The organism is Tropicibacter oceani, from assembly GCF_029958925.1.
Lineage (GTDB): Bacteria > Pseudomonadota > Alphaproteobacteria > Rhodobacterales > Rhodobacteraceae > Pacificoceanicola > Pacificoceanicola oceani.
Map to the genome: position 1 here is coordinate 3,581,313 of NZ_CP124616.1, position 23,966 is coordinate 3,605,278.

Sequence of the window (23,966 nt, forward strand, 5' to 3'; positions counted from 1 at the left end):
AGCGGCATCTGAGCCCGTCCCGACGCATGAATCACCCCCCTGCCCCGCAGAACACCCTGAGATTGGCCCGGAACCCGGGCGGAATCACCGAGAATCCGAGTCGCCCGTCGCGTTCAAAGGGCGCTCAGGCTTGGCAGGGCTCTGTGCCGGGTGCGCAGCGCCGTGTAGAGCACCCCGGCCTTGCCATAATAAAGGTTCGCGGTTTGCGGCTCGAAGGAGTCGTCGAACCGGTCATTGGAAAAACCCGCGATGCATCGCGAAACGATGCGGCGTTCCAGCCCTTGCACCAAGGCGGGGTCGATTGCAAAGGGATGCGCGGTCTCGGTCTCTATGGCCAGGTCAAGCACGCCGCTGGCTCCGCAGCAAAACCGGGTGCCGTTCGCGAACAGGGCGTCCGACTGGCTTTCGGTCCATATCTGCGCCAGCAAGGCCCCCGCCCCCCTGGCATCTGCGGCTTTGGCCAGGGCCTGGGCGACACCGACGCTGCCGTTGCACCAGCTCAGGTTCATCGCGGTCGCCGTACCAAAGCGCAGGTCCGGCCAGCCCCCGTGCCGGGCGCGGGCATCGTGCATCGCCGTCAGCACCTGCCGCGATATCCGCGCGCCCTGCGGGTGATCGCCCAGCCGCGACGCAGCCGCCAAAAGGCCAGACAGCCCATGCGCAAACCCAAGATCGCCCATCAGGGGCAATACGCCCTGCCCCGGATCATGATCCAGCCCCGCAAGGCACAGCGCGACAAACCGTTCGGCCAGAGCAGCGTGCAGCGCGCCGCCCCGGTCCGCGATGGCAGGGCAAAGGCCGATCGCCCCCGCCAGCCCCAAAAGCGCGCCCGAGATCCCGCTGATCACGTCCAGCTCGGTGGCGTCGGGCGCGGCCTTGGCCAGCGCGTCCAGCAGCGCGTCGACATACCCGGACAGCCCGCCCCACCGCCCGGGCGCCAGCGCGATCAGGTGGCAGGCTGCCAGCAGGTCCCCGGCCAGCCCTTCCAGCCCGATGACCCCAGCGCCGGCGTTCTGGTCCTTGTCGGCGCGGAAAAAGGCAAAGCCGTCGGCCTGCCTTGTCAGAAAGGCATCAAGCCGCGGCGCAAGGCCCGCGTCCGCCTCGCAGGACAGATAGCTTTCCAGCGCCCGGCAGATGCCAAGCGCGCCCTTGAACCCCGACGGATCGCCGAATGAGGCGGTATTGCCATGCGGCGGCACGGCCGTTGCCACGCTGAACCAGCGGGCCGGCGCGTCATCGGGTTGAATGGCCTCGTCCATGATCCGCTCTGCCAGCCGGGCCAGCGGGTCGCGGCAGGACGGTCGCAGGCGACGCCCCGGCAGATCGAAGCGATAGCCAAAGGTGCCCGCGATCAGTTCGGCCTGCTCGTTGATCTCGTGATCGGTGGCGCAAAGCAGCTTTTGCCGGGCCAGCCCGACAGCCGAGCCGGAAAACATCTCGATGGCGCTGCCATCGCTCAGCATCAGGTCGCGGCTATCGGCGCGAAACCGGAAAATCGGAATGTCCCCTTGCATGATCTGCGCGAATTCATCCGCGACCAGCCGTTCGGTCTGGGACCCCTGCTGTTTTCGATCAAAGCGGTGGGCCTCGTTCAGGCGCTGCCTGACATAGCTCTGTCGGCTGCCGGGGTCCCGCAGGTGGCGAGGCAGGTTCAGTTCGAGCAGGATCTTGTAGTATTCCGCCGTATCACGCGGCACGAACCGCAGCTCGGCCTGCGCCGCCCGGTCCAGAAAATCCATCAGCCCGCGCCGCCTCCGGTCATCGCGGCAGGCCCGGACGAAATGCGCCTGCATCCTTTGCACCAGCGCCTTTGGCGGGCGCCGGTATGCGGCCGGATCAGGGTGTTGCAGCAGGCGGGCGGGCCGCACCTCGCCTTCTGGCGTATAGGCAAAGAACGGCTGTTTCGGGGCAGCGTCGGCGCCCAGCAGATGGCCAAAGGCCGAGGATCTGAAATGCGCGCTGGCCTGCGTCACATCCGTGCAGAAGAACAGCGTCGTGTTGATGTTCGCCTCGCGCCACTGGCCATCGTGGTCGGCGTTGTAGCGCAGGATCGGCGTCAGAATGGTTTCAAGGTCAAGCACCCCGATGCGCGGCCCGTCGAACACGATATTGTCGGCGTGCAGGTCGGACGCGTTCAACAGCCAGGCCACCGCCAACAGATCGCCCGAGGCGGCGGCCGTGTTCTGATCCAGCACTGGCGCGGGCTGGCCCGAAAGCTGCGCCTGATAACCATAGCCCTCCAGCGCCAGCGTATCGGCAAACAGGACGCTGTCGAACAGGCCGGACTGCCCCGGCCCGGTGAACCATTCCCGGTCGATCCGCGACTCCCGCGGTTTGTAAAAGATCGTCGAGCCGCAGGTGAAATCGATCTGCGCAACGGTCCGGTGACCGCCATGGGGATCGGATCGGGTCAGATCGACCTTGTTGATCCGGCTGTCGCCGGGCAGTCCGAAATGCCGCCGAACCGCGTTCAGATCCCGGTCGATGCGCTGCGCGAACTCGGACCAGGCGCCCTGCAGGCGGCGCTCGAGCCCGTCCATTTCCGATTGCAGCAGGGGATGCGCGGCAAAGACGGCATCCCATTGCCTGTCCTCCTGGCCCGATCCCCCAAAGCCGGCGATCCAGTCGCAATAGCGCGCACCAGACTGACGATAGCTGCCGTAAAGGGCAAAGCCCGCCTTGTCGAAGACCGCGCCAAGGTACAGCCCAAGGGCAGCCGCCTGCACCACATCGCCGGTCAGCACCCCGCCCCTGGTCTCGTGCGCCAGGTTCCGGGCAAAGCGATGTGCCTTGCGAGAAAAGCAAGGCACAAAGGGGTCATCACGATCCTTGTTCCCTGCCCGGCGCACCGCCATGTCCCGTTCAGGGCGCATGGCCTACCCGCACTGGGTAAAGCCGCCGCCACAGCGCGTCCCCGAGGACGGGCTGCATATGACACAGGCGTTCGAGGTCGATCCTGTCGCCGTGACCAGCGCCCCGCCCTGATAGACGACACGGTGGATCGGGTGCATCTCATCCTGTGCGCCCAGCAGCGCCTCCAGCTCCTGTTCGAAATCGGGGTCATTTCCAAAGTCCAGCATGGCAAGTTCCTTTCCTGTGATCGTGGCTGATTGCCGATCCGGAAAACCCGGATCCGTCCTGCCGGGCCGCCACACATCCCGGTCAGGCAGTCGATGTCGGCCCCGCCCGCGCCCGCCGTACCGGCAGGCAATCGGGCGGGCGCCAGATCAGTAGTTGACGATGCCGCAGCTCATGGCGACCATCAGCGCCGTCATCGGATTGCGTTCGATCAACTCGGCAATGTCGCTGCGGTGATAGGTCCGGCTGGCAATGCCGGGGATCACCGGGCGCGCCAGGTTGGCAAGGCAGGTACAGGACCTGCGGCCATGGACCGGCTCGCAACTGTCGACAAAGCGGCTGCCCTGCGCCGAATTCGCCTTGATGATCTCGGAGATCCGGTTGCCCAGCGCGTCCAGCGCATCGCCGCACCCCAGCTGGTTGGTCACCGTGGCCCCCGCCGCCAACATCGCCTGTTGCTGCGCCGCGCTTTTCATCGCGGTGCCGATGTTCCTGTTCGAGTAATCCCCGCCCATCATGGCGGTGATGCTGGAACTGGCGGTAAAGGCCTGCAACCGCAACCGCGCGGCGCTGTTGCGCGGCAGGCCGCAGCGTTCCAGCATCGAACTGGCCATGCCGGCAAGGAACGGCGTCGTTGTGCCGTCCAGCTTCAGCGGCTTGCCCTGGGTCAGCGCGTCATGGATCCGCTGCGCATCGGCGGGCAGACCGCTGACCGTCGGATTGGCCGGGGCCTTGGGCGGGGCCGACGGTTTGCGAAAGCTGCTGCCGACGGCGGCAAGGGTGATCGGCGCCGCAATCTTGAAATTCATGTCAGCGGCCACCGGCGTATCGCCCGACATTGCGATCATGCCGGACGGTTGGACCTGCATCACCGCCTCGAACATGGCGTTCGAATACATGATCAGCACGTCGCAGGTGAACAGGTGCTTGCCCTTGGCGGGCGTGCATTTCATCGGGCGCGGTATGTCATAGGCGGATTTGTAGCCCGCCGCGAAATCGCCCTTGGTGATGCCCTTGGGCAAAAAGGTATCCTTGGCGGTTTCGACCGGCAGAAAGGGACCATCGGCGCCACGCACGAAAAAGCCGAAGAACCATATGTAATCCCTGACCGTCTGCGCCGTCAGCAGGGGCGGATAGGCCGCGTTGTGCGTGTGGATCACCGGAGAGGCCCCGGTCAGCTGCGCATATTTCCCCGCCTTGTCGCGCAGGAAATACAGGAACAACCCGCCCGGTTGCCAATCTCCGTGCACCCGGATCAGGCTGGCCCCCGGGCTCCAACTCAGCGGTTGCTGGCCCAGGCTCAGCCAGTCGGCCGGAACGCCGATGCTTTTCTCAAGACCGACCGCCCGGACAAAGCGGGCCTGTTCGCTGGCGCTTAGCGGCGTCCAGGGTTTGTGAAAGATGTCGGACCGGGACTGCGCCGCCACCGGCCCTGCAGCAAGGGCCAAGCCCAGGATTGCCGCGATGACATATAACAAAGAGCGTATGGTCGACATGATGATACCTTTACGATCTGCGGCCCCCCGCGTTGCCACGGGGCACCTGGGAAATGGCTGCGACGTTTGGCATCCCGGACCGGGCCGCAGTGGGTCTTTGAAAAATGCGCGGACGGGTCGAAACCGCTGCGCCGGAATTTCAAATTCAAATTGGCATGGGGCTAGTGGAAAAAGGCGATTACGGGTTGCGGGTTGTTGCGATCGCGAAGGGGATCGCCGCAAGACGGGTCAATGCCCGCGTCTGTTCAAGAAATCTCATGTCAAAATGCTCCCTTCAAAATGTCGGGCAGCTGCAAAAACCGTGCCACCAAGGTCCACAGTCCTTGGCTGATGGCTGTTTGGCAACCTTTTAATGCCCGCGCCGGTTGTGGCCCCAGGCCAATACCGCCCGGCGCTGGCCTGTTCGCCGGTCGCGCAAAGGCTGCCACGGCGCCCCTGCAACCGGGGTCGAAAATCGTCGTTCTTCATCGCCACCTCCGCTAGGCTGTCCATGCCAGGGGCTGCCCGGCCGCTTTCATTCTGGCGCAAGGGGGGGACGACATGGCGTACAAAGGTTTCGATGAGTTGCGGTTCCCTTGGGCGGGCCGCCCATGAGCCAGGACCGCAGATCACCGCGCATCCGGGCAGAAGAGTTGTCCGAACAGGGCCGCGCCCTGTGGCACCAGGGCAATCCCGCTGCCGCGCTGATATGCTTTACCGAAGCGGATCGGCTGATCGCCGGAAAGCAGGATGTCCCGCTGCGCCTGCGGCTGGACATCGGCGCAAACCGCGCCTTGTGCCTAGCGCAAACCGGGGACTATGGCGCGGCCGATGCGCGCTATGCCAAGCTAGCCCGGCTTTGCGCGGACGAACAGGCGCCCTGCACCACCGTCCTGCGGCAATGGGCCAAGGTCAAGGAAGAGACCGGGCAGTTCGATCAGGCCCGCGCTCTTTACGCCCGCGTCCCGCCCGGCGCCGATGATCCGGACGAAGACCACCTGACCTGGCATCACGCCATGGGCATCCTGAACTGGCGACAGGGCCGCCTTGCCGAGGCTCGCGCCGATTTTGCCGCTGCGGTCAAGGCTCTGCCAAAGGACCCGCAGAATGCGCTGGGGCGGTTGGCTGTCCTTGGCAACGACGCGCTTTTGTCCTGGGAACTGGGGGATGACTGGCGCGCCACCCGGCTGGCCGAGCAGATGCAGGACATCCGCCGCAGCGCCGAAAAGACCACCCTCTCGGACGAGATCATCCTGCTGCGCGTCGCGGCCATGCGCGCCCGCCGCGCCGGCGACACAACAGGTGAAGTCGCCCAGTGGCAAGCCGGCCGCGCCATGCTGTTGGAGCACGCGCCAAATGACATCGCCCGCAGGCTGGACCTGACCGGCGAATTGATCGAGGCCCTGCAGCGCAACGGTGCGCAGCAAGCGGCCATCGCGCTTTTGCAGGCCGAAGTGGCCGATCTGGCAGCAATCGCCGGGGACTTCGCCTGGATGGCCCGGTTCCTGCTGGCCCGGCAGCAGATTGCCGCCGCCGATCCGGGCGCGCTGGATGAGGCAAGGCAGAACCTGTGCCTGGTCATGGCCGCCTACCTGGGTCTGACGCCGCCCGAGGCGGAGGTCGAACTGATCATCGAACTGGCCCGGCTGGCCGATGCGGGCGGCCAGGGCGACGCTGCGATCCTTTTTGGCAAGATGGCGCTGAACGGTCTTGCCGCTTTGGCGCATGGTCACGACGGGGTACAATTGCGCGCCATTCTGACGGCCGGAAAGCATATCGCCGACAGCGTCGTGGCCCGGCTGATCGACAAGGGCCGCTTTTCCGAGGCCGAGGCCCTGTCCCGCCTGGAAGACCGTGTCCGGTTCCGCGCGCTGTTGCGGCGTGACCGGGCGATCGCCAGCGACCCTCCGGCGCCGGTGCCGCTGCTGCCGCATGAAATCCGCGCGACAAACGCCTGGGCCGCCAGCCGCGAGACGCTGCGCGACAGCCGAAACAACGGCGACACCGGGGCTGCGCGGACCATCGCCCGCCAGATGCTGGACCGGGTCCTGGCCGCAACGGCACCGCCCCCGGCCAAGCCCGCGCCGCAAGCGCCGCTTGCCCCGGCGCCCGGGGTCGTGCGGCTGCGCTTTACAATGGGAGCAAGCCAGGGTTTTGCCACCTGCGTGGATGCGGCGGGCGAAGTGACCCGCGCGCTTGCCTGCGACCGGGCGACGGTGAACCGGTTGATCGCCGAGCTGCGAACGCAAACCGATACGGCGGATGCGTGGCAAGACCCGGCCCGGCGCTTGAACGACGCTCTGATCGCGCCTTTCGCGGCGCAACTTGACGGGGCGACCCGGCTGGAAATCGACGCAGCCGGACCCTATGCCTATGTGCCCTTCTGCCTGCTGCATGACGGCGCGCGATGCCTTGTCGAAACGGTCCAGATCTGCAACGCCGCGCCGGATCTGCCGCCACCGTCCGGCGACCGCCCGGGGAAAGGCCTGGTACATCTGGCGGCCCTGCCCGACGGCCCGCTTGCCCGCCGGCCTGACTGGATGCAGACGCCGCCGGGCCGCTTTGCCCCCCTGCACGCGGCGCTTGGCCCCCAGATGACCCGCGCGCGCTGGATCACCGCGTTGCAGGACCGGCCAAGGTATCTGTCAGTGGCCGCACATCTTGACTGCGAACCAGCCCGCCCCGACCTTTGGGCGCTGGAGCTCGGCGATGGTCAAAGCCTGCATCTTTCCGATCTGGGCAGCCGCGCCTTTTGCTTTGCGGGCATTGATCTGGCGGCCTTTGCGACCTGCGGTTCGGGGATAGCGGGCGATGACCACGGCCAGGGCAAAAGCCTGGCACGGTTGGCGCTGGAAAAGGGCGCGGGCGCTTCGATCGGAACGCTTTGGGACATCTCCGATTCCGCCGCTCACTGGCTCATCACGGCATTCTGGTTGGCGCTGGAGGCTGATCCGCAGGCCGACCCGGTGCGCGCCCTGTCAACGCTTCAGGCCCGGTTGGCAGAAACCGCCCGGCGCCCAATGGCCGTGCCGCCCGCAACCGGGGGCATCGGCGGCGCGCCCGGCCTGCTGCGCCCGGCCGATTGGGCTGCCTTCGCGGTTTTTACCCGGCCGTCGCACAACAGATCGCAACCCCCGGACCAACACAAGGACGGCCCAAGCTGCTAGGGTATCGCACCCGCTTGCAGAAAAATGAGGCGAATCGTGCCCGGCAGCAAAGACAGCACCGACAGCGCCAAGCGCGCGCTTCCTGACCTGGGGCGCAAGCTGGATCATCTTGAGGGATTGCTGGGCGCCTACCTGCCCCGGCGCAGCTTTCTGGGATCGGAACAGCAGCGCGCGCTGGATTGCGACAAACCGGCCTTTTCGCGGATGCGCAGCGGTCAGCGCATGGTCGCCAACTGGGAACTGGCCCGCTTTGTCGAGGTGTTCCGCCTGTCCGACAACGGCCTGGATTATCGCGTGTTCCTGCAACCCTTCGACGATTTCGACGCCGCCCTGCGCCGGGCCAGCGTCGGCAGCTATGGCCAGTCGGCCACGGCGCGTCTGCGCGAAGCCCTGCGCCGGCTTGTGCCCAAGGCGCAGCCGATCGTGATCCGGCGCGACATGCGGCTGAACGTCGGCGGCATCGGGGGCGCGCCAGCCCAGGACCAGATCCTGCGACTGCGCCAATCCAACCGGGTCTGCCTGACCATCCCGCTGGCCGCTTGCGACGAACGCAGGCATCTTTTCGTGTTGCATGACTTTCCGCGCGCGCGGGCGATGTCATGCCTGATGCCTTCGCTTTTTGCGCCGCAGACCGCCGTGTCCGGGACGACTGTCACGCTGCCCTTGCCTGGGTCCGGTCATGCCGATTTTTTCGTCGGCGGTGATCCGGGGTATCGCTGCCTGTACGGGATTCAGTGCCAACAGGACATCGCCCGCATGATCGCGCTCGAGGACGCCGAGACCTCGGTGCCCGGCATAAGGGACGATCAGTTTGCCCTGCTGATCGACATTCTGGAAAGCGGGGCCCTGGGCGACAAATCCCGCGTTTCGGTCACCTTTGCCGAATATATCCTGGACTGACCCGCGCCGGCGCCACCCGCCGCGCTGGTGCGATTGCATGCGGAGATGCCGGCAAACCCCTGCGCCGCAAAGGATATTGCGTGGGCCGCAAGCCTGTTCGGCCGCCCAAGCAGCAACGTATATAAATATATGAATTCATTCGAAATTTGATTCAGATCATCCAGCGCGCTGGCACGATCCACTAAGGCTGGGCAAGAAACACAGCCCTTGTTTACCCCCTGTTTACCAAACCGCAGCCAGGCTTGGAAATACGCAGGCAGGAAAGAATTCCGGGGCGTCAACAGGGATAGGACACGGTTTGGCCCCCAGTCACAGCAGACGCGATATCCTGCGCGGGTCCCTTCGGGGCAGCCGCAGCACGATCATGCGCCCGCCCGGGGCACAGCCTGACTTTGATCGGCTTTGCGACGATTGCGGTGCCTGTTCGCGCGCCTGCCCCGAACGCATCGTGCGCCACGCCAAATCCGGCGGACCTGAACTGGATTTCAGCCATGGCGCCTGCACCTTTTGCGGCGACTGCGCGCGCGCCTGTCCTACGGGGGCGCTGGTCGAAGCCGAGGTCGGCAACTGGCCCTGGCGCGCGACGATCGGGCAATCATGCCTGTCGCACCAGGGCATTGCCTGCCGCGCCTGCGAAGACGCCTGCGAACCACGCGCGATCCGCTTTCGCCTGGAAACCGGGGGCCGTGCCGTGCCGGTCCTGACCCAGGACCAATGCACCGGATGCGGTGAATGCGCCTTTACCTGCCCGGCCGGGGCGGTCGCCTTCGAGCGCCGCCAACCCGCCAAATCGGAGATCACAGCATGAATATCTGCGGATGCCTTGTCCATGTGGCGCCGGACGCGATGCCCGCCGCCCGCCCCCGGATCGAGGACATGAAAGGCGTCGAAATCCACGCCGGAACCGACGACGGGCGCCTTGTCGTCGTCGTCGAGGACACCGACGAGGCCTACGCCTCGGACACCATCATGGCGCTGCACCAGATCCCGGGCGTGCTGTCGCTGACGCTCAATTATCACCATTTCGAAGACCTCTCGCCGCGGGCCCCGCTCGCCGCTACCCAGCCGGAGAACTGACATGACCATCTCGGAATCACGCCGGACGTTCCTCAAAGCCACCGCAGCGGCCAGCACCGCCGCCGCCGTGGGCATTCCGCTTGCCACCGGGCCTGCCGTTGCGCAGACCGCCGGGGCCGGCATCCGCTGGGACAAGGCGCCCTGCCGGTTCTGCGGCACGGGCTGTTCGGTCCTTGTGGGCGTCAAGGAAGGGCGCGTCGTCGCCACCCAGGGCGACCCGGACGCACCGGTGAACCGCGGCCTGAACTGCATCAAGGGCTATTTCCTGTCCAAGATCATGTACGGGTCCGACCGCCTGACCACACCGCTGCTGCGCAAGACCAACGGCGTCTATGACAAGAACGGCGAATTCGAACCGGTCAGCTGGGACGAAGCCTTTGATATCATGGCGCAGAAATGGAAAGAGGCGCTGGCCAAGAAGGGCCCGACCTCGGTCGGCATGTTCGGATCCGGCCAGTGGACCGTCTGGGAAGGCTATGCCGCCGCCAAGTTCATGAAGGCGGGGCTGCGCAGCAACAACATCGACCCGAACGCGCGGCACTGCATGGCCTCGGCCGTTGTGGGCTTCATGCGGGCCTTTGGCATCGACGAACCCATGGGCTGTTATGACGATCTGGAGCACGCGGACACCTTTGTGCTCTGGGGTTCCAACATGGCGGAAATGCACCCGATCCTGTGGTCTCGCCTGACCGACACCCGCCTGACCAAGCCGGGCGCCGAGGTCCACGTGCTGTCGACCTTTGAACACCGCTCGTTCGAGCTGGCCGACAATGGCATGGTCTTTGCCCCGCAGACCGACCTGGCGATCCTGAACTACATCGCGAACTACATCATCCAGAACGATGCGGTGAACTGGGACTTCGTCAACAAGCACGTCAACTTTACCAAGACCGACACCGACATCGGCTATGGCCTGCGCCCCGAGCACGAATTGCAAGTGGCCGCCGCCAACCCCGATTCGGGCAAGCTGACCCCGATGACCTTTGACGAATACGCCGCCTCGGTCGCTGAATATACCGTTGAAAAGGCGTCGGAAATTTCCGGCGTGCCGGTGGCGCAACTGGAACGCCTGGCGCAGCAGTATGCCGATCCGAACCGCAAGGTGATGTCGCTGTGGACCATGGGGTTCAACCAGCACACCCGCGGGTCCTGGGTGAACGGGCTGATGTACAACGTGCACCTGCTGACCGGCAAGATTTCCGAACCCGGCAACTCGCCCTTCTCGCTGACCGGCCAGCCTTCGGCCTGCGGCACCGCGCGCGAGGTCGGCACCTTTGCCCACCGCCTGCCCGCCGACATGGTGGTGACGAACGAAAAGCACCGCGAGATCTGCGAAACCGCCTGGGGCATTCCCGCCGGCACCATCCCGGAAAAGCCCGGTTTCCACGCCGTGTTGCAGAACCGGATGCTGAAGGACGGTGTGCTGAACGCCTATTGGGTCCAGTGCAACAACAACATGCAGGCCGCGCCCAACATGAACGAAGAAGGGCTGCCCGGCTACCGCAACCCTGAAAACTTCATCGCCGTGTCCGACCCCTACCCGACCGTGACGGCCATGGCCGCCGACCTGATCCTGCCCACTGCCATGTGGGTCGAAAAGGAAGGGGCCTATGGCAACGCCGAACGCCGCACCCAGTTCTGGCGCCAGCAGGTCGATGCCCCCGGCGAGGCGCGCTCGGACGTCTGGCAGGTCATGGAATTCTCCAAGCGCTTTACCGTCGAAGAGGCCTGGGGCGAGGAACTGGTTGCCAAGAAACCGGAACTGGCGGGCAAGACCCTGTTCGAGGTCCTGTTCGAAAACGGCAAGGTCAACGCCTACCCGGTGTCGGAAATTGCCGAAGGCTTCGAGAACCAGGAAAGCAAGGATTTCGGGTTCTACGTCCAGAAAGGCCTGTTCGAGGAATACGCCGAATTCGGCCGCGGCCATGGCCACGACCTGGCGGATTTCGACACATATCACCAGGCGCGCGGGCTGCGTTGGCCCGTGGTCGATGGCAAGGAAACGCTCTATCGCTTCCGCGAAGGCTATGACCCTTACGTCGGCGCCGGGGACGAGGTGAAGTTCTACGGCAACGCCGATGGCAAGGCCAAGATCATTTCCGCCCCCTACGAGGCCGCCGCCGAGGAACCGGACGACGAATACGATCTGTGGCTTTGCACCGGCCGGGTGCTTGAACACTGGCATTCGGGGTCGATGACCCGCCGCGTGCCGGAACTGCACCGCGCCTTCCCGAACGCCGTGGTCTTCATGCACCCCGATGACGCGCAGGCGCGCGGGCTGCGCCGTGGCCAGGAAATCATGATTTCCAGCCGCCGCGGCGAAATGCTGAGCCGGGTCGAAACCCGCGGCCGCAACAAGCCGCCCAAGGGCCTGGTCTTTGTGCCCTGGTTCGACGAAGGCCAGCTGATCAACAAGCTGACGCTGGATGCCACCTGCCCGCTGTCCAAGGAAACCGACTTCAAGAAATGCGCCTGCAAGGTCGAGCGCGCCTGATCTGAAGTCATAGGAAAAAAGCAATGTCCGCCACCTCCAAACCCATGTCGCCCCAACGCCGCCGGTTCCTGACGGATACCGCGCGGATGGCGGGTGGCTGCGTGGTGGCGGGCAGTGCGCTGGCCTATCTGGTCAGCGATGCAAAGGCGCTTCCGGCCGAGGCCCTGCGCCCGCCGGGCGCGCTGCCCGAAGACGATTTCCTGGCTGCCTGCATCCGCTGCGGGCTGTGCGTGCGCGATTGTCCTTATGACACCCTGTCCCTTGCGGAACTGGGCGCCGACGGCATCGCCACCGGTACGCCGTTTTTCACCGCACGCGACGTCCCCTGCGAGATGTGTGATGACATCCCCTGCGTCGCCGCCTGCCCCACCGGGGCGCTGGACCCCGGCCTGACCAATATCGACGACGCGCAAATGGGCACCGCCGTGCTGGTCGATCAGGAAAACTGCCTGAACTTCCTGGGCCTGCGCTGCGACGTCTGTTACCGCGTCTGCCCCGTCATCGACGAGGCCATCACGCTTGAGCTGTCGCACAACGACCGCTCGGGCCATCACGCGATCTTTGCGCCCACGGTGCATGCCGACAAATGCACCGGCTGCGGCGTCTGCGAAAAAAGCTGCGTCCTGCCCGAGGCCGCGATCAAGGTCCTGCCCGTGCGGCTGGCGCGCGGGTCGTCGGCGGAACATTACCTGAAAGGCTGGGAAGAACAGGACGCCAAGGGCGCGCCTGTGGTCGAAGGCATCATCGACCTGCCCGACCGCCTGCCGGGACCGGGCACCGACAACCTTGCCGCGCCGGGCGGGTTCGAGCCCGCCTTCAAACTGCCGGGGGCCGGACAATGAGCGCCAAGACGAAACTGCCCACCGGGCAAGAGGCCATCGAGGTCAAGGGCTGGCTGGGCGCGCATCGCTACCTGATCCTGCGCCGGCTGTCGCAATCCTTTTTCCTGTTCCTGTTCCTCATGGGGCCTTGGTTCGGCATCTGGTGGGTGGTTGGAACCCTCGCCGGGTCGCGCACCTTTGGCGTGCTGCCGCTGACCGATCCGCTGGTGCTGATGCAAGGGCTGGCGGCGGGCCATTGGCCCGAGCTGACCGCCATCATCGGCGCGCTGATCGTGCTGGCCGTCTATGCGCTGATCGGCGGGCGGGTCTATTGTTCATGGGTCTGCCCGATCAACCCGGTCACCGATGCGGCACACTGGCTGCACGACAAGCTGGGCCTGCAAAAGGGCTGGCAGCCCAAACGCTCCACCCGCTACTGGATCCTTGGCGCTGTCTTTGCCGTCTCCGCCCTGACCGGCACCATCGCCTGGGAGGTCGTCAACCCCGTCACCATGGTGCATCGCGGGCTGGTCTTTGGCATGGGCTTTGCTTGGGCGCTGGTCGCGGCGATCTTTGTCTTTGACCTGCTGGTGGCGCGGCGCGGCTGGTGCGGGCACCTGTGCCCGGTCGGCGCCTTTTACGGCCTGTTGGGCAGCAAAAGCCTGCTGCGGGTATCCGCCGTGGACCGGGCCGCTTGCGACGACTGCATGGACTGCTTTGCCGTCTGCCCTGAAAACCAGGTCATCTCGCCTGCGCTGCGCGGCAAACCGGGCGAAACGCCCCTTATCCTGTCACCCGACTGTACCAATTGCGGGCGCTGCATCGATGTTTGTTCCGTCGATGTCTTTGCCTTCACTCACCGCTTCGACAATCACGTCAAGACCGACGAACAGGTTGCCGACAAGGCCGCCTGAGCGACAAACACGGAGAAAACAGATGAAATTTCCGGCTATTGCGGGTCTCTCCGCCCTCGCGACAACCCTGTTTTTCGGCGGGTTGGTCGTGGCACAGAACACCGGCGCGGTGCAGACCCTGCGCGGCGCGGATCTTGAGGCCACCCTGCCCGCCGACGAGATCCATCAGCAGATGGAAGGCCGCGAGGCGCGCAACTATCGTCAGCAGCCGCCGCTGATCCCGCATTCGACGGATCAGTACCAGATCGACCTGCGCACCAACCAGTGTCTGTCCTGCCACGACTGGACCAATGCGGGTGAACGCGGCGCGCCGACCCTGTCGATGACCCACTACCTGGACCGCAACGGCACCCAGCTGGACACCGTCGCCGGCACCCGCTGGTTCTGCAACCAATGCCACGTGCCGCAGGCCAACGCTCCGGCGCTGGTGGGCAACACCTTTGCGCCGTCCAACGGCTCCAACTGAAACAGGACACGGGGAACCGACATCATGGCCGATCCAACCAAAGACACGCCCCGCCCCCGCGGCCTGCTGCGCCGCATCTGGGCCGCCTTCTGGAGCCCGACGGGCGTCCTGAGCACGGGTTTCCTGCTGATCGCGGGTTTCCTGGCCGGGATCCTGTTCTGGGGCGGGTTCCACTGGTCGCTGGAACTGACCAACACCGAAGAATTCTGCACCTCGTGCCACACCATGGAAACCAACCTGGGCGAGTACCGCGAGACGGTGCACTACAACAACCATTCCGGGGTGCGCGCGATCTGTTCGGATTGCCACGTGCCGCATGAATGGCAGTACAAGATGAAGGCCAAGATCATGGCCGTAAAGGACGTCTACCACGAGGTCCTTGGCACCATTTCGACCCCCGAGAAATACGAGGAACGCCGCCTGGAAATGGCCGCCGCCGTCTGGAAAAAGATGAAGGCCAGCGACAGCCGCGAATGCCGCAACTGCCACGCCTTCGAATACATGGACTTCACCATTCAGGAAACCCGCGCCGCCCAGAACCACCAAAAGGCCATCGACGAAGGCATGACCTGCATCGACTGCCACCAGGGCATCGCGCATGACCTGCCCCCCGGCTATCTCGAAGAATACCGCCACGTGGTCGAAACCTTGGCGATGGACGACCGCGACAGCGCCTTTGATGTGGCGCAGATCAAGACCTACCTCGGCGGCAAGGCCGACTGACCGGATCGGGGCCCGCGCGCCGGGCCTCGCCTTACCTCGGAGAGACGAAGATGATCAGCACTCTTGACCTGCTTGGCACGATTGGCGCCAGCGTGCTTGGCCTGCCCGGCATTCTTGGCGTGGCGCTGGGGATGATGACGCGCAACTGGATACTGGCCGCCGCCCTCGGCGGAGCCGTCGGGCTGATTGCCCCGATCCTGATGGGCGGATCGCATTCGACGCATGTGGCGATCACGCCCATGGAATATGTGATCAGCATCGTCGTGGGCATTCTGGCCGGCCTTGTCGGCAGCGCCATCCGCCACAAGGGCGCGACGGTCTAAGCAGGACGAAACCATGAAAAAGGCCCCCGAACGTCCGGCGTTCGGGGGCTTTTTTAATGCGCAGACCGGGCGTTCAGGCCGGCACGGGCTGGGTCAGCCAGTCAAGGACCTGATCGCCGGCGGGGTCCAGCCGCGTCTCGAGGCCGCCGGCAAAGTCCAGAAACCCCTGCAGGTTCATTTCATTGACCGCGGTCAGCACCGGAATGCCGCGCTCCAGCGCCAGACCGAAGGCCGGACAGAATCCGCGACCCTTGCATTCCTGCGCGCCGAACTTGTTGACGATCAGCACGTCGGCGCCTTGCATCAGGCTTTGCCGCACCGCTTCGGATGCCTCCTCGAGCGACGCGGGATCAAGCCGGCACCCGCGCGAGGCCGTGCCCAACTGCTGGGCAATCGCGATCTCGGGTCCGTTGGGAAGCACCACCAGATCCATGTCGCAGGGATGATCCCGGTCCGAAGGCGCACGCGATTGCACGATACCGGCCACCACGCGGCCTTGCGCGCCAAGACGGTTGGCGATGTCCACCAGCAAGGGGTCGGTGCTGCCCCGGCTTGTCGACAGGATGTAGCCCAGTTTGGCCATGGTCGTTAGAATCCTTCTGGAAATTGCAGGAAATCAATCTGTGTGCCCTGGCACAGCGGTTCGCCGCTTGCCGGCAACACGACACAGCCATCGGCGCGGGCAAGCGGGGTCATGCGCCCCGAATGAATGCCCTGGGACACCGTCAGTTGCAGCCGGCCCATGGCGTCCTGCCCGTCGATGCAGGCCGGGCGGATCTCGCAGCGGCCAAGGCGGCGTGCGATGTCATGGGTCAGAACGCCAGTACGCCGCGCGGTGGGCAGGGCAGAGCCGGACAGCGCGGACAGCAGCGGCAGGCCAAACAGCATGAAGGTGACAAAGGCCGACATCGGATTGCCCGGCAGCCCCAGCCAATGCGCCGCGCCAAGACGGCCAAGGGTCACCGGTTTGCCGGGCTTGATCGCCACGGCGGGAATGTCGATCTGCCCGCCAAGCGCCAGCACGGCGGCGCGCATGTGGTCCTCTTCTCCGACAGAGACGCCGCCGGTGGTCACGATCAGGTCGGCATCGCGGGCGGCCTTTGCCAGGGCCTGAACATGGTCCGCGCGGCTGTCGGGCACGTGGCAGGCGCGCAGCAGGGTCACATCGGCGCGGGTCAGGGCCGCGGTCAGCATGGGTGTATTCACATCGACGATCAGGCCGGGACCGGGCGTTTGCCCCGGATCGCACAGCTCGTCCCCAGTGGCCAAAAGCACAACCCGCACCGGTCGTCGCACCGTCACGCTTTGCGCCCCGGCGCAGGCCGCAACAGCAATGTGACGCGCGCCCAGCCGCTGCCCGGCCTCCAGCAGGACCGCGCCTTTCGCGGTTTCCTCGCCCTGGCGGCGAATGTGGGTGCCGGGCTGCGGCAGCCGGTCAAGGTGCAAGATCCCGTCCGATACGTGCGCATGTTCCTGCATGATGACGGTGTCCGCCCCATCGGGCAGCGGCGCCCCCGTGAAAATCCGCGCGGCCCTGCCCGCAGCCAAGGCCTCTGGCGCCTGTCCGGCGGCAATGCGTTGATCGACAGGCAGGCTCCATGGCCCCGGCCCTGTCAGATCGGCATGGCGCAGGGCATAGCCGTCCATGGCCGCATGGTCGAACCGCGGCAAGGGGGCCCGCGCGATCACCGGCGTTGCCAGAACGCGCCCCGCCGCCCGGGCCAGCGGCACATCTTCGACCTGGGACAGGGGCGCGGTCATGGCAGCGACGGCCCTTAGCGCCGCGTCAAGCGTCCATGCGCCGCCCTGCGCCTGGCCGCATCCACAGTCGTTGGCCGAGTTTACAGATGTCATTTTCATTGGCTGTCCCGCGACTGTGCTTGCGCTCGTGGCTCCTTTGTTCCTGCCAGGTGCCCTTTGGGCCCAACAGAAACTGGACCTCGTTTAAAGCCATGCCGCCGATGTGTATTTGATCTGCATCGTTTTCGAGCAAGAAACATCGACCTTTCAGCCGACTGACGTGCCCGTTTGCCTGCCGGATCAGGCGATCTGCCCAAGCGCCGCGCTCAGCGCCTCTGGGGTTGGGTGGTCCAGAACCATCCATCCTGCCAGCTCCACTCCCAGTGCCTTTGACAGGCCCAGCAGCAGCCTTTCGGCCGCCAGGGAATCGCCCCCCGCATCGAAAAAGTCGGTCTGTGCATCGACATCCCGGCCCAGAACCTCGCTAAATCCCTTCTGCACCAGCGCCTGCAATTGCTCGGCCTTCATCTTCAGTCCCCCTGCCCTCTGGATGTGCCAAGATAGGCGGAAAGCGCCCCCAGATCGACCTTGCCCGAAACGGTCACCGGCAAGTTATCCCGCAGGTGCAGGTGATCGGGAAACTCCGCCGCCGCTAGGCCCTGCCGCAGGTGCCGCGTGACGCTGTCGGTTTCGGACGGGGGGCATTGCACGAACAGGTGCACCACGTCGCCGCCGTCGCCATCACGCTGCGCGATGGCCGCCGCTGCGATGACCTGCGGCAGCTCCAGCGCGGCCTGCGTCAGCCGTTCGGCCGGAAAGTTCACGCCATTGCGGCAGAACAGCCCTTCGATGCGGCCAGCGATGTAAAGATAGCCGTCCTCGTCCAGCCACCCCAGATCGCCGGGGCGCACGGTTGCGCCAAAGGCGTTCGTGATTTCCAGCGTGCCGATCTGGTTGACCGCACAGGGCGACAGGCCATCCAGCACCCGGACGCGCACATCCGCGACCGGTTTGCCGCAGGACGCGGGCCTTGCCAGCAGCGCCTCGCCGCCGATCCTGCTGACCAGGCCGACCCCGACACAGCTGTAGGTCATGCGGTACTGCGGGCTGAGCCGGGTCAGCGCGGCGATCTTGTCCCGGGGCGCGGCCGGTCCGCCCACCGACCCAAGCCGCGTCAGCTGCGGATACCGATGCCCCCCTTCAAGATCGCCCAGCGCGGCAAGCCGCCGGATAAGCACCGGGGGCAAGGCACATTCCGTCACATCCGGCCGCATCAGCGCGGCGTCCAGTTCTTCAAGACGGTAGATCAGGTCCAGCGCCACGATCCGCTTGCCACTGGCCAGCGCCCGAAGCCAGCCGTTGCAACTGGCCGAATAGGCGAACGAGGTCGCGCCAAGCAGGCAGCCGCCCTTGCCGTGGTCCTCGGACCGGCAAAAATCATCCAGCGATTTTCCCAGTTTGCCCTGCGACGAGGGGCGCAGCCTGGGCTCGCCCGTGGTGCCCGAGCTGGTGAACACGATGGCGGTTTGCTCAGGTTCGGGCTTTGCCAGGGTCAGGGGCGGCGCGTCGGTCATGGCGGCCTCGGCGGCCTGCACCGCGATATCCAGGCCGGCCACGCGCCGCCGTCCGACCACCAGTGCCGCCTGCATGCGCGCGGCCATCTGCGTGATGCGCGCAGCCGGGGCGCGAAAATCGACAAAACCGGCAGAGGCGCCCATGTGCCAGCAGGCAAAAAGCGTCTCTATCGCCACAAGGTTGTCACTGACGACGATCAGCGCGGTCTGGCCGGGGCGCAACCCCAACTGCGCCAGTTCCTCGGCCCGGGCCGCGATGGCCTGCAGTATCGCGGCGCCGCTGCGCCATTGGCCGCGGCGTTCGATCACCGGGGCCTGGCCGTGCCGCGTCAGCGCGTCGTAGATGATCTGCCAGGCGGTGGTCATTCCGCCGCATTGGCGGCGAAACAGCGCTCGACCGTCGACGACGCCTCGTCCATGATGCGCTGCCCCTTTGCGGTCAGCACGCCATGCGCGCGGATCACGTCACGGCCCGCGTCAAAACCGGCGCGCAAGTGGTCCAGATCGGCCCTGACCTGCTCGGCAGCGCCGGGGCCCAGCGCCGCCAGGGCGGGTTTGCTGCCATCAAGGTCGCTCAGAAAGGCCAGCATCCGCGCCAGAACATAGGTCGCATGATAGATGCCGTTCATCGGGCGCCCTTCGCGGCGCAGCGGGCTGGTGAACCGCGCCTCAGGATCGTTCAGGACGATCTCGTCCTCGAGATAGGCGTGAAACAGCTTGAGATGAGAGCTTTCGTGCACCAGCGTCAGCGCCAGGGCCAGCGGGGTTGCGGAATTGGCCGGGTTGATCAGGATCGCCCCCCAGGCCGCAAAGGCCGTAGCCCCGCCAAAGCGCGCCGTCTTGTCGTCGCCTTCGGCCAGCAGGATCAGCGCGACCAGCGCCTCCAGCTCTTGCCACCAGGGCGCAAGATGCACGGGCAGACAGGCGCGCAGCACGGCGAAATTCGCGCGAGCCCGGTCAAGATGCGCGGGCGTCGGCGGCGCGAGGCGGGCAGTCAGGCCGATATCATCCTGAAACGCCGATTGCAGCAGGGCGAAATCCGTCGCCGGCAGATCCGGCGCGCCCCAGGGGACGACATGGCAGCGGGTTGGAACCCCCTGCCCGCGCAGCGCCGGGCCATTGGCCCGCAACAGCGCCGCGATCCTGTTCGTGTCGCCCGATACCGCCGCCTCGCGGATCAAGGCCTGCAAGGCGTGCAGCATGGGGGTCGCGACCATGCCCGGCGGTGCGCCGCCCTGGTCCAGCACATCGCGCATCACATAGTCGATCGCGGCGATGAGGCGCGCGTTGACCTGCTCATCCATGGCCGCGCAGACCACCGGATCGGGCGTCATCATGGGGTGATCGGGCACGGGGCGGCTACCTTGAAGGATGGGCTACGGCGCAGCACGAGGCAGGCTGCGGGGCGTCAGGGGCTTGCGCCCCGGCGCGTCCAAGGTGGCCGGGGCGATGACACGCCCCGGCGCTGTCGGTCTGGATTACTTGTCGCGGGCCGGGCTGGGGGGCTCAGGATCGCCAACCTTGGCGGCACCCGCAGCGGGAACTTTCAGCGACAGAAGTTTGCTCAGGTCAATTTTCATGGGTCTGTTCCTTGTTGACGGAGTCGAAAAAACGGGGCGTGGCGCAAGTGTTAACCGGAAATTAACCAGTTGAAGCCCGGGAAATCAACGAAAAACCATGCGGTCCTGTGGGGGCTGCGGCCATTGCAGCGGGCCGCTGTCCATGGCGCACAGCACAGGCCAAAGCCCCCAGGGGCCGGGGCTGTCCGGTCTGGGGATGCGGCAGGTCCATGTCGGGGCGTTGTCCAGAGGCAAGACCCAGTCGCCCCCCTCGATACGAAAGATCGCGCCGTCTTCCTTGCGCCAGACCGGCACGACCGCCAGATCGCCCTGAGCAACCGGGGCCGCGGCCTGCAGCGTGACGGCCGCGGTGTCCAGCCGCGCGATCCGCCAGCGGGGACTGGGCATCGGCAGGGGCGCCGCTGCGGCAGGCGGCGCGGGGGACAGGATGGCGCGGGCCAGGCTGGCGACGTTTTCGGGCACGAAATACTGACCGTGGCTGCCCTGGACCTTGTGCACATCCAGTCGTTGCGCCGCATAGCGCCAGCCGCGCAGCGCCTGCGGGATGGCTATGGGCCCTGCCCCGTCCTGCGTGCCAAAGCCGCTGTCCTGACCGAACAGCATCCGCAGGTGCCCTGCAAAGGGAAACCGGGGCTGCGCGTCCAGCGTCACCAGCCGCAGCACCGGCACCCCGGCCTGCATCAGGCGTTGCGCCACCCGCCAGGCCAGGCCCGCCGCCTGGCAATTGCCGCCCACGATGCAGGGCGCCGTACCGAACCGCGTCAGAAGGTGCTGCGCATAATGCCCCGCCAGTGCATCGCCCAGGGCGGATCGCAAGGCCAGGGGTTCGGCCACCTTGTTCATCGACCGCATCCCGACCAGTGGCTGCCCTGCGCCCAGCGCCTGCGCCAAGGCGTCGAATTCGTGGTTGGCGTTGAAACACCAGAACAGCCGGGGCCGCATGGGTGTCTCGTGCACATGGTGCAGGCTGCCCTGCGGGTCCAGCACATCGCCGCCCCAGCCCCGCGTCACGGTGCCGATGCGGCGCAACAAGGTATCAAGGCTGGTGGCCTGCCCGGCATTGGTCAAGGCGGTGTTCCGGTCTGCGGCAAGGATCAGGGCCTGATTGGTACGCCCAGGACCCCGGGCGCGCAAGCCCCGCCCCCCCGCTGCAATCCCTGCCCGCCCCAGCAAAGCATTGCCCTGACGCGTCATGCGCATTAGGTGCAGTGCCGATACCCCGCCCCCGGCCAAGGCATGATTGAGATGAAAACACCCTATTACCTGATCGACAAATCCCGGCTGCTGCCGAACATGGAAAAGATCGCCCATCTGCGCGAAGCCTCGGGCGCCAAGGCGCTGCTGGCGCTGAAATGCTTTGCCACCTGGTCGGTCTTTGATTTCATGGCCGATTACATGGATGGCACCACCTCCAGCTCGCTTTTCGAGGTCAAGCTGGGGCGCGAGAAGTTTCCCGGGGAAACCCACGCCTATTCGGTTGCCTGGGCCCCCGATGAAATGGCCGAAGTGCTGGCCAGTTCCGACAAGGTGATTTTCAACACCGCGAACCAGTTGCGCCGCTTTGAAGAGATGTCGCGCGGCCACACCCGCGGCCTTCGCGTCAATCCCGGCGTGTCGACCAGCAGCTTTGACCTGGCCGATCCGGCGCGCCCGTTTTCGCGCCTTGGTGAACATGCACCCGAGGATATCGAACCGGTGGCCGATCTGATCAGCGGCTTCATGTTCCACAACAACTGCGAGAACGCGGATTTCGACCGCTTTGACGCCATGTTGACCGATATCGAGGCGCGCTTTGGCCCGCTGATCCGCCGCATGCAGTGGATTTCGCTGGGCGGCGGCATCCATTTCACCGGCGCGGACTATCCGCTGGACAAGCTGGCCGAGCGGCTCAAACGCTTTGCCGGTGAAAACGAGGTGCAGGTCTATCTTGAACCCGGCGAGGCGGCGATCACCAAATCCACCACGCTTGAAGTCACCGTGCTGGACACGCTGTTCAACGGCAAGAACCTGGCCATCGTCGACAGTTCCATCGAGGCGCACATGCTGGATCTGCTGATCTACCGCGAAAGCGCCAAGATGCACGAAAGCGGCGATCAGGAATGGATGGTCTGCGGGAAATCCTGCCTTGCGGGCGATATCTTTGGCGAATTCCGCTTTCCCAAGGCGCTGCAACCGGGCGATCGCCTGTCCTTTCAGGACGCGGCAGGCTATACCATGGTCAAGAAGAACTGGTTCAACGGGGTCAAGATGCCCGCCATCGCGATCCGCGAACTGGATGGTTCGGTCCGCATGGTGCGCGACTTTACCTATGACGATTTCGCAGCGGCGTTGTCGTAAACCCATGCCCACAGGCATCACAACAGAGAAACCCTCAGGAGGTCCGGAAGGTTGAAAAAGAACGTTCTCATCATCGGCGCAGGCGGCGTCGCTCAGGTCGTGGCGCATAAAGTTGCGCAAAACAACGATGTGCTGGGGGATATCCATATCGCCAGCCGGACGGTGTCGAAATGCGACGCCATTCTTGAGTCGGTCCGCGAAAAGGGTTCGATGAAGGTAAAGGGCGTTCTGAAGGCCCACGCGCTGGACGCGACAGACAGCGCCGCCGTGGCCCAGCTGATCCGCGACACCGGCTGCCAGATCGTGATCAACGTCGGCACCGCCTTTGTGAACATGCACGTGCTGGATGGCTGCATCGAGGCAGGCGCCGCCTATATCGACACCGCGATCCACGAAGAACCCGACAAGATCTGCGAAACCCCGCCGTGGTACGCCAACTACGAATGGAAGAAACGCGATCTGTGCACCGAAAAGGGGATCACCGCGATCCTTGGTGCGGGCTTTGATCCGGGCGTCGTGAACGCCTATGCCCGCTATGCCATCGACCAGATGGACGAGGTGACATCCATCGACATCGTCGACATCAACGCAGGCTCGCACGGCAAGTATTTCGCCACCAACTTCGACCCGGAAATCAACTTTCGCGAATTCACCGGCACCGTCTATTACTGGGAAGACCAGAAGTGGAAGGAAACCGCGATGTTCGAAAGCGGCCGGGTCTGGGATCTGCCGGTGGTCGGGCCAAGCCAGGCCTACCAGTCCGGCCATGACGAGGTGCATTCGCTGGCCACCAACTATCCGCAGGCCGACGTGCGCTTCTGGATGGGCTTTGGCGATCACTACATCAACGTGTTCACTGTGCTCAAGAACATCGGCCTGTTGTCGGAACAGCCCGTCACCACCGCCGAAGGGCTGGAGGTCGTGCCGCTCAAGGTGGTCAAGGCCTGCCTGCCCGATCCCTCGTCCCTTGCGCCCGATTACACCGGCAAGACCTGCATCGGCGATCTGGTCAAGGGCGTGAAGGACGGCCAGGAGATCGAGCTGTTCGTCTACAACGTCGCCGATCACAAGGAAGCCTATGAAGAGGTCGGCAGCCAGGGCATTTCCTACACCGCAGGTGTGCCGCCCGTCGCCGCCGCCATGCTGGTGGCCAGCGGTGAATGGGACGCGAAGACCATGAAAAACGTCGAGGAACTGGACCCCAAGCCGTTCTTTACCATCCTTGATCGTATCGGCCTGCCGACACGGGTGCAGGTTGGCGGCCTTGGCGGCATCGACAAGGCCTGGAACGCGTAAT

Annotated in this window: 22 protein-coding genes; 13 read left to right on the plus strand and 9 right to left on the minus strand. The window is 65.4% G+C overall.

Annotated elements, in window-relative coordinates; genetic code table 11:
* Positions 1–113 precede the first annotated feature (113 nt).
* From QF118_RS17155 to QF118_RS17165, 3 genes are all read right to left on the minus strand, one after another.
* Positions 114–2,873 (minus strand): DUF4135 domain-containing protein, encoded by a 2,760-nt coding sequence (locus tag QF118_RS17155; RefSeq protein ID WP_282300254.1) that lies wholly within the window; start codon positions 2,871–2,873, stop codon positions 114–116.
* A gap of 3 nt (positions 2,874–2,876) precedes the next feature.
* The gene (locus tag QF118_RS17160; RefSeq protein WP_282300255.1) at positions 2,877–3,080 is read right to left on the minus strand and encodes a hypothetical protein; all 204 of its coding nucleotides are present in this window, start codon (positions 3,078–3,080) and stop codon (positions 2,877–2,879) included.
* A gap of 147 nt (positions 3,081–3,227) precedes the next feature.
* On the minus strand, positions 3,228–4,574 hold the full coding sequence (locus QF118_RS17165; RefSeq protein ID WP_282300256.1) for a hypothetical protein: 1,347 nt from the start codon (positions 4,572–4,574) through the stop codon (positions 3,228–3,230).
* Positions 4,575–4,678: 104 nt separating this feature from the next.
* On the opposite strand from QF118_RS17165, the gene QF118_RS17170 reads away from it, so the two are divergent.
* The 11 genes from QF118_RS17170 to QF118_RS17220 all read left to right on the plus strand — a co-directional run bounded on the left by QF118_RS17170 (position 4,679) and on the right by QF118_RS17220 (position 15,438).
* Positions 4,679–4,927, plus strand: coding sequence for a hypothetical protein (locus QF118_RS17170; RefSeq protein WP_282300257.1), 249 nt, complete (start codon positions 4,679–4,681; stop codon positions 4,925–4,927).
* 237 nt (positions 4,928–5,164) lie between these two features.
* Positions 5,165–7,720 (plus strand): CHAT domain-containing protein, encoded by a 2,556-nt coding sequence (locus QF118_RS17175; protein WP_282300258.1) that lies wholly within the window; start codon positions 5,165–5,167, stop codon positions 7,718–7,720.
* Positions 7,721–7,756: 36 nt separating this feature from the next.
* The gene (locus QF118_RS17180; protein ID WP_282300259.1) at positions 7,757–8,620 is read left to right on the plus strand and encodes a hypothetical protein; all 864 of its coding nucleotides are present in this window, start codon (positions 7,757–7,759) and stop codon (positions 8,618–8,620) included.
* 298 nt (positions 8,621–8,918) lie between these two features.
* The gene (gene napF, locus QF118_RS17185; RefSeq protein ID WP_282300260.1) at positions 8,919–9,428 is read left to right on the plus strand and encodes a ferredoxin-type protein NapF; all 510 of its coding nucleotides are present in this window, start codon (positions 8,919–8,921) and stop codon (positions 9,426–9,428) included.
* The gene (locus QF118_RS17190) at positions 9,425–9,697 is read left to right on the plus strand and encodes a chaperone NapD (RefSeq protein ID WP_282300261.1); all 273 of its coding nucleotides are present in this window, start codon (positions 9,425–9,427) and stop codon (positions 9,695–9,697) included. Before napF ends, QF118_RS17190 begins: the two co-directional genes overlap by 4 nt.
* Before the next feature lies 1 nt (position 9,698).
* On the plus strand, positions 9,699–12,191 hold the full coding sequence (napA, locus tag QF118_RS17195) for a nitrate reductase catalytic subunit NapA (protein ID WP_282300262.1): 2,493 nt from the start codon (positions 9,699–9,701) through the stop codon (positions 12,189–12,191).
* 23 nt (positions 12,192–12,214) lie between these two features.
* Positions 12,215–13,033, plus strand: coding sequence for a ferredoxin-type protein NapG (gene napG, locus QF118_RS17200; protein WP_282300263.1), 819 nt, complete (start codon positions 12,215–12,217; stop codon positions 13,031–13,033).
* Positions 13,030–13,926: a quinol dehydrogenase ferredoxin subunit NapH gene (gene napH, locus QF118_RS17205; protein ID WP_282300264.1), complete on the plus strand. Its 897-nt coding sequence runs from the start codon at positions 13,030–13,032 to the stop codon at positions 13,924–13,926. The genes napG and napH overlap by 4 nt, the downstream gene beginning before the upstream one ends.
* A gap of 22 nt (positions 13,927–13,948) precedes the next feature.
* Positions 13,949–14,392, plus strand: a complete 444-nt coding sequence (locus QF118_RS17210; protein WP_282300265.1) for a nitrate reductase cytochrome c-type subunit — start codon at positions 13,949–13,951, stop codon at positions 14,390–14,392.
* A gap of 24 nt (positions 14,393–14,416) precedes the next feature.
* Complete coding sequence (locus QF118_RS17215; RefSeq protein ID WP_282300266.1) at positions 14,417–15,115, plus strand: NapC/NirT family cytochrome c; 699 nt, start codon at positions 14,417–14,419, stop codon at positions 15,113–15,115.
* A 50-nt stretch (positions 15,116–15,165) separates the two neighbouring features.
* Positions 15,166–15,438, plus strand: a complete 273-nt coding sequence (locus QF118_RS17220) for a hypothetical protein (RefSeq protein ID WP_282300267.1) — start codon at positions 15,166–15,168, stop codon at positions 15,436–15,438.
* A gap of 73 nt (positions 15,439–15,511) precedes the next feature.
* On the opposite strand, the gene QF118_RS17225 is transcribed toward QF118_RS17220, so the two are convergent.
* The 6 genes from QF118_RS17225 to QF118_RS17250 all read right to left on the minus strand — a co-directional run bounded on the left by QF118_RS17225 (position 15,512) and on the right by QF118_RS17250 (position 21,466).
* Positions 15,512–16,021, minus strand: a complete 510-nt coding sequence (locus tag QF118_RS17225) for a DUF2478 domain-containing protein (RefSeq protein WP_282300268.1) — start codon at positions 16,019–16,021, stop codon at positions 15,512–15,514.
* 5 nt (positions 16,022–16,026) lie between these two features.
* Entirely contained in the window at positions 16,027–17,298 is a 1,272-nt protein-coding gene (locus tag QF118_RS17230; RefSeq protein WP_282300269.1) for a molybdopterin molybdotransferase MoeA, read from the minus strand.
* 180 nt (positions 17,299–17,478) lie between these two features.
* Positions 17,479–17,706 (minus strand): acyl carrier protein, encoded by a 228-nt coding sequence (locus QF118_RS17235; RefSeq protein ID WP_282300270.1) that lies wholly within the window; start codon positions 17,704–17,706, stop codon positions 17,479–17,481.
* Between the two features lie 2 nt (positions 17,707–17,708).
* Positions 17,709–19,118, minus strand: coding sequence for a class I adenylate-forming enzyme family protein (locus QF118_RS17240; protein WP_282300271.1), 1,410 nt, complete (start codon positions 19,116–19,118; stop codon positions 17,709–17,711).
* A complete protein-coding gene (locus QF118_RS17245; RefSeq protein WP_282300272.1) occupies positions 19,115–20,104 on the minus strand; it encodes an aKG-HExxH-type peptide beta-hydroxylase in 990 nt (329 codons plus the stop codon). Before QF118_RS17245 ends, QF118_RS17240 begins: the two co-directional genes overlap by 4 nt.
* Before the next feature lie 312 nt (positions 20,105–20,416).
* Positions 20,417–21,466: an alpha/beta hydrolase family protein gene (locus QF118_RS17250; protein ID WP_282300273.1), complete on the minus strand. Its 1,050-nt coding sequence runs from the start codon at positions 21,464–21,466 to the stop codon at positions 20,417–20,419.
* 111 nt (positions 21,467–21,577) lie between these two features.
* On the opposite strand from QF118_RS17250, the gene QF118_RS17255 reads away from it, so the two are divergent.
* Together QF118_RS17255 and QF118_RS17260 are read left to right on the plus strand one after the other, a co-directional pair.
* A complete protein-coding gene (locus tag QF118_RS17255) occupies positions 21,578–22,669 on the plus strand; it encodes a carboxynorspermidine decarboxylase (protein ID WP_282300274.1) in 1,092 nt (363 codons plus the stop codon).
* 51 nt (positions 22,670–22,720) lie between these two features.
* A complete protein-coding gene (locus QF118_RS17260; protein WP_282300275.1) occupies positions 22,721–23,965 on the plus strand; it encodes a saccharopine dehydrogenase family protein in 1,245 nt (414 codons plus the stop codon).
* Position 23,966 lies beyond the last annotated feature (1 nt).

Coding starts and splice junctions, on each gene's coding strand:
- QF118_RS17155 (WP_282300254.1), bottom strand. CDS start 2,873: ATGCGCCCTGAACGGGACATGGCGGTGCGCCGGGCAGGGAACAAGGAT.
- QF118_RS17160 (WP_282300255.1), bottom strand. CDS start 3,080: ATGCTGGACTTTGGAAATGACCCCGATTTCGAACAGGAGCTGGAGGCG.
- QF118_RS17165 (WP_282300256.1), bottom strand. CDS start 4,574: ATGTCGACCATACGCTCTTTGTTATATGTCATCGCGGCAATCCTGGGC.
- QF118_RS17170 (WP_282300257.1), top strand. CDS start 4,679: ATGCGCGGACGGGTCGAAACCGCTGCGCCGGAATTTCAAATTCAAATT.
- QF118_RS17175 (WP_282300258.1), top strand. CDS start 5,165: ATGAGCCAGGACCGCAGATCACCGCGCATCCGGGCAGAAGAGTTGTCC.
- QF118_RS17190 (WP_282300261.1), top strand. CDS start 9,425: ATGAATATCTGCGGATGCCTTGTCCATGTGGCGCCGGACGCGATGCCC.
- napA (WP_282300262.1), top strand. CDS start 9,699: ATGACCATCTCGGAATCACGCCGGACGTTCCTCAAAGCCACCGCAGCG.
- napG (WP_282300263.1), top strand. CDS start 12,215: ATGTCCGCCACCTCCAAACCCATGTCGCCCCAACGCCGCCGGTTCCTG.
- napH (WP_282300264.1), top strand. CDS start 13,030: ATGAGCGCCAAGACGAAACTGCCCACCGGGCAAGAGGCCATCGAGGTC.
- QF118_RS17210 (WP_282300265.1), top strand. CDS start 13,949: ATGAAATTTCCGGCTATTGCGGGTCTCTCCGCCCTCGCGACAACCCTG.
- QF118_RS17215 (WP_282300266.1), top strand. CDS start 14,417: ATGGCCGATCCAACCAAAGACACGCCCCGCCCCCGCGGCCTGCTGCGC.
- QF118_RS17220 (WP_282300267.1), top strand. CDS start 15,166: ATGATCAGCACTCTTGACCTGCTTGGCACGATTGGCGCCAGCGTGCTT.
- QF118_RS17225 (WP_282300268.1), bottom strand. CDS start 16,021: ATGGCCAAACTGGGCTACATCCTGTCGACAAGCCGGGGCAGCACCGAC.
- QF118_RS17230 (WP_282300269.1), bottom strand. CDS start 17,298: ATGAAAATGACATCTGTAAACTCGGCCAACGACTGTGGATGCGGCCAG.
- QF118_RS17235 (WP_282300270.1), bottom strand. CDS start 17,706: ATGAAGGCCGAGCAATTGCAGGCGCTGGTGCAGAAGGGATTTAGCGAG.
- QF118_RS17240 (WP_282300271.1), bottom strand. CDS start 19,118: ATGACCACCGCCTGGCAGATCATCTACGACGCGCTGACGCGGCACGGC.
- QF118_RS17255 (WP_282300274.1), top strand. CDS start 21,578: ATGAAAACACCCTATTACCTGATCGACAAATCCCGGCTGCTGCCGAAC.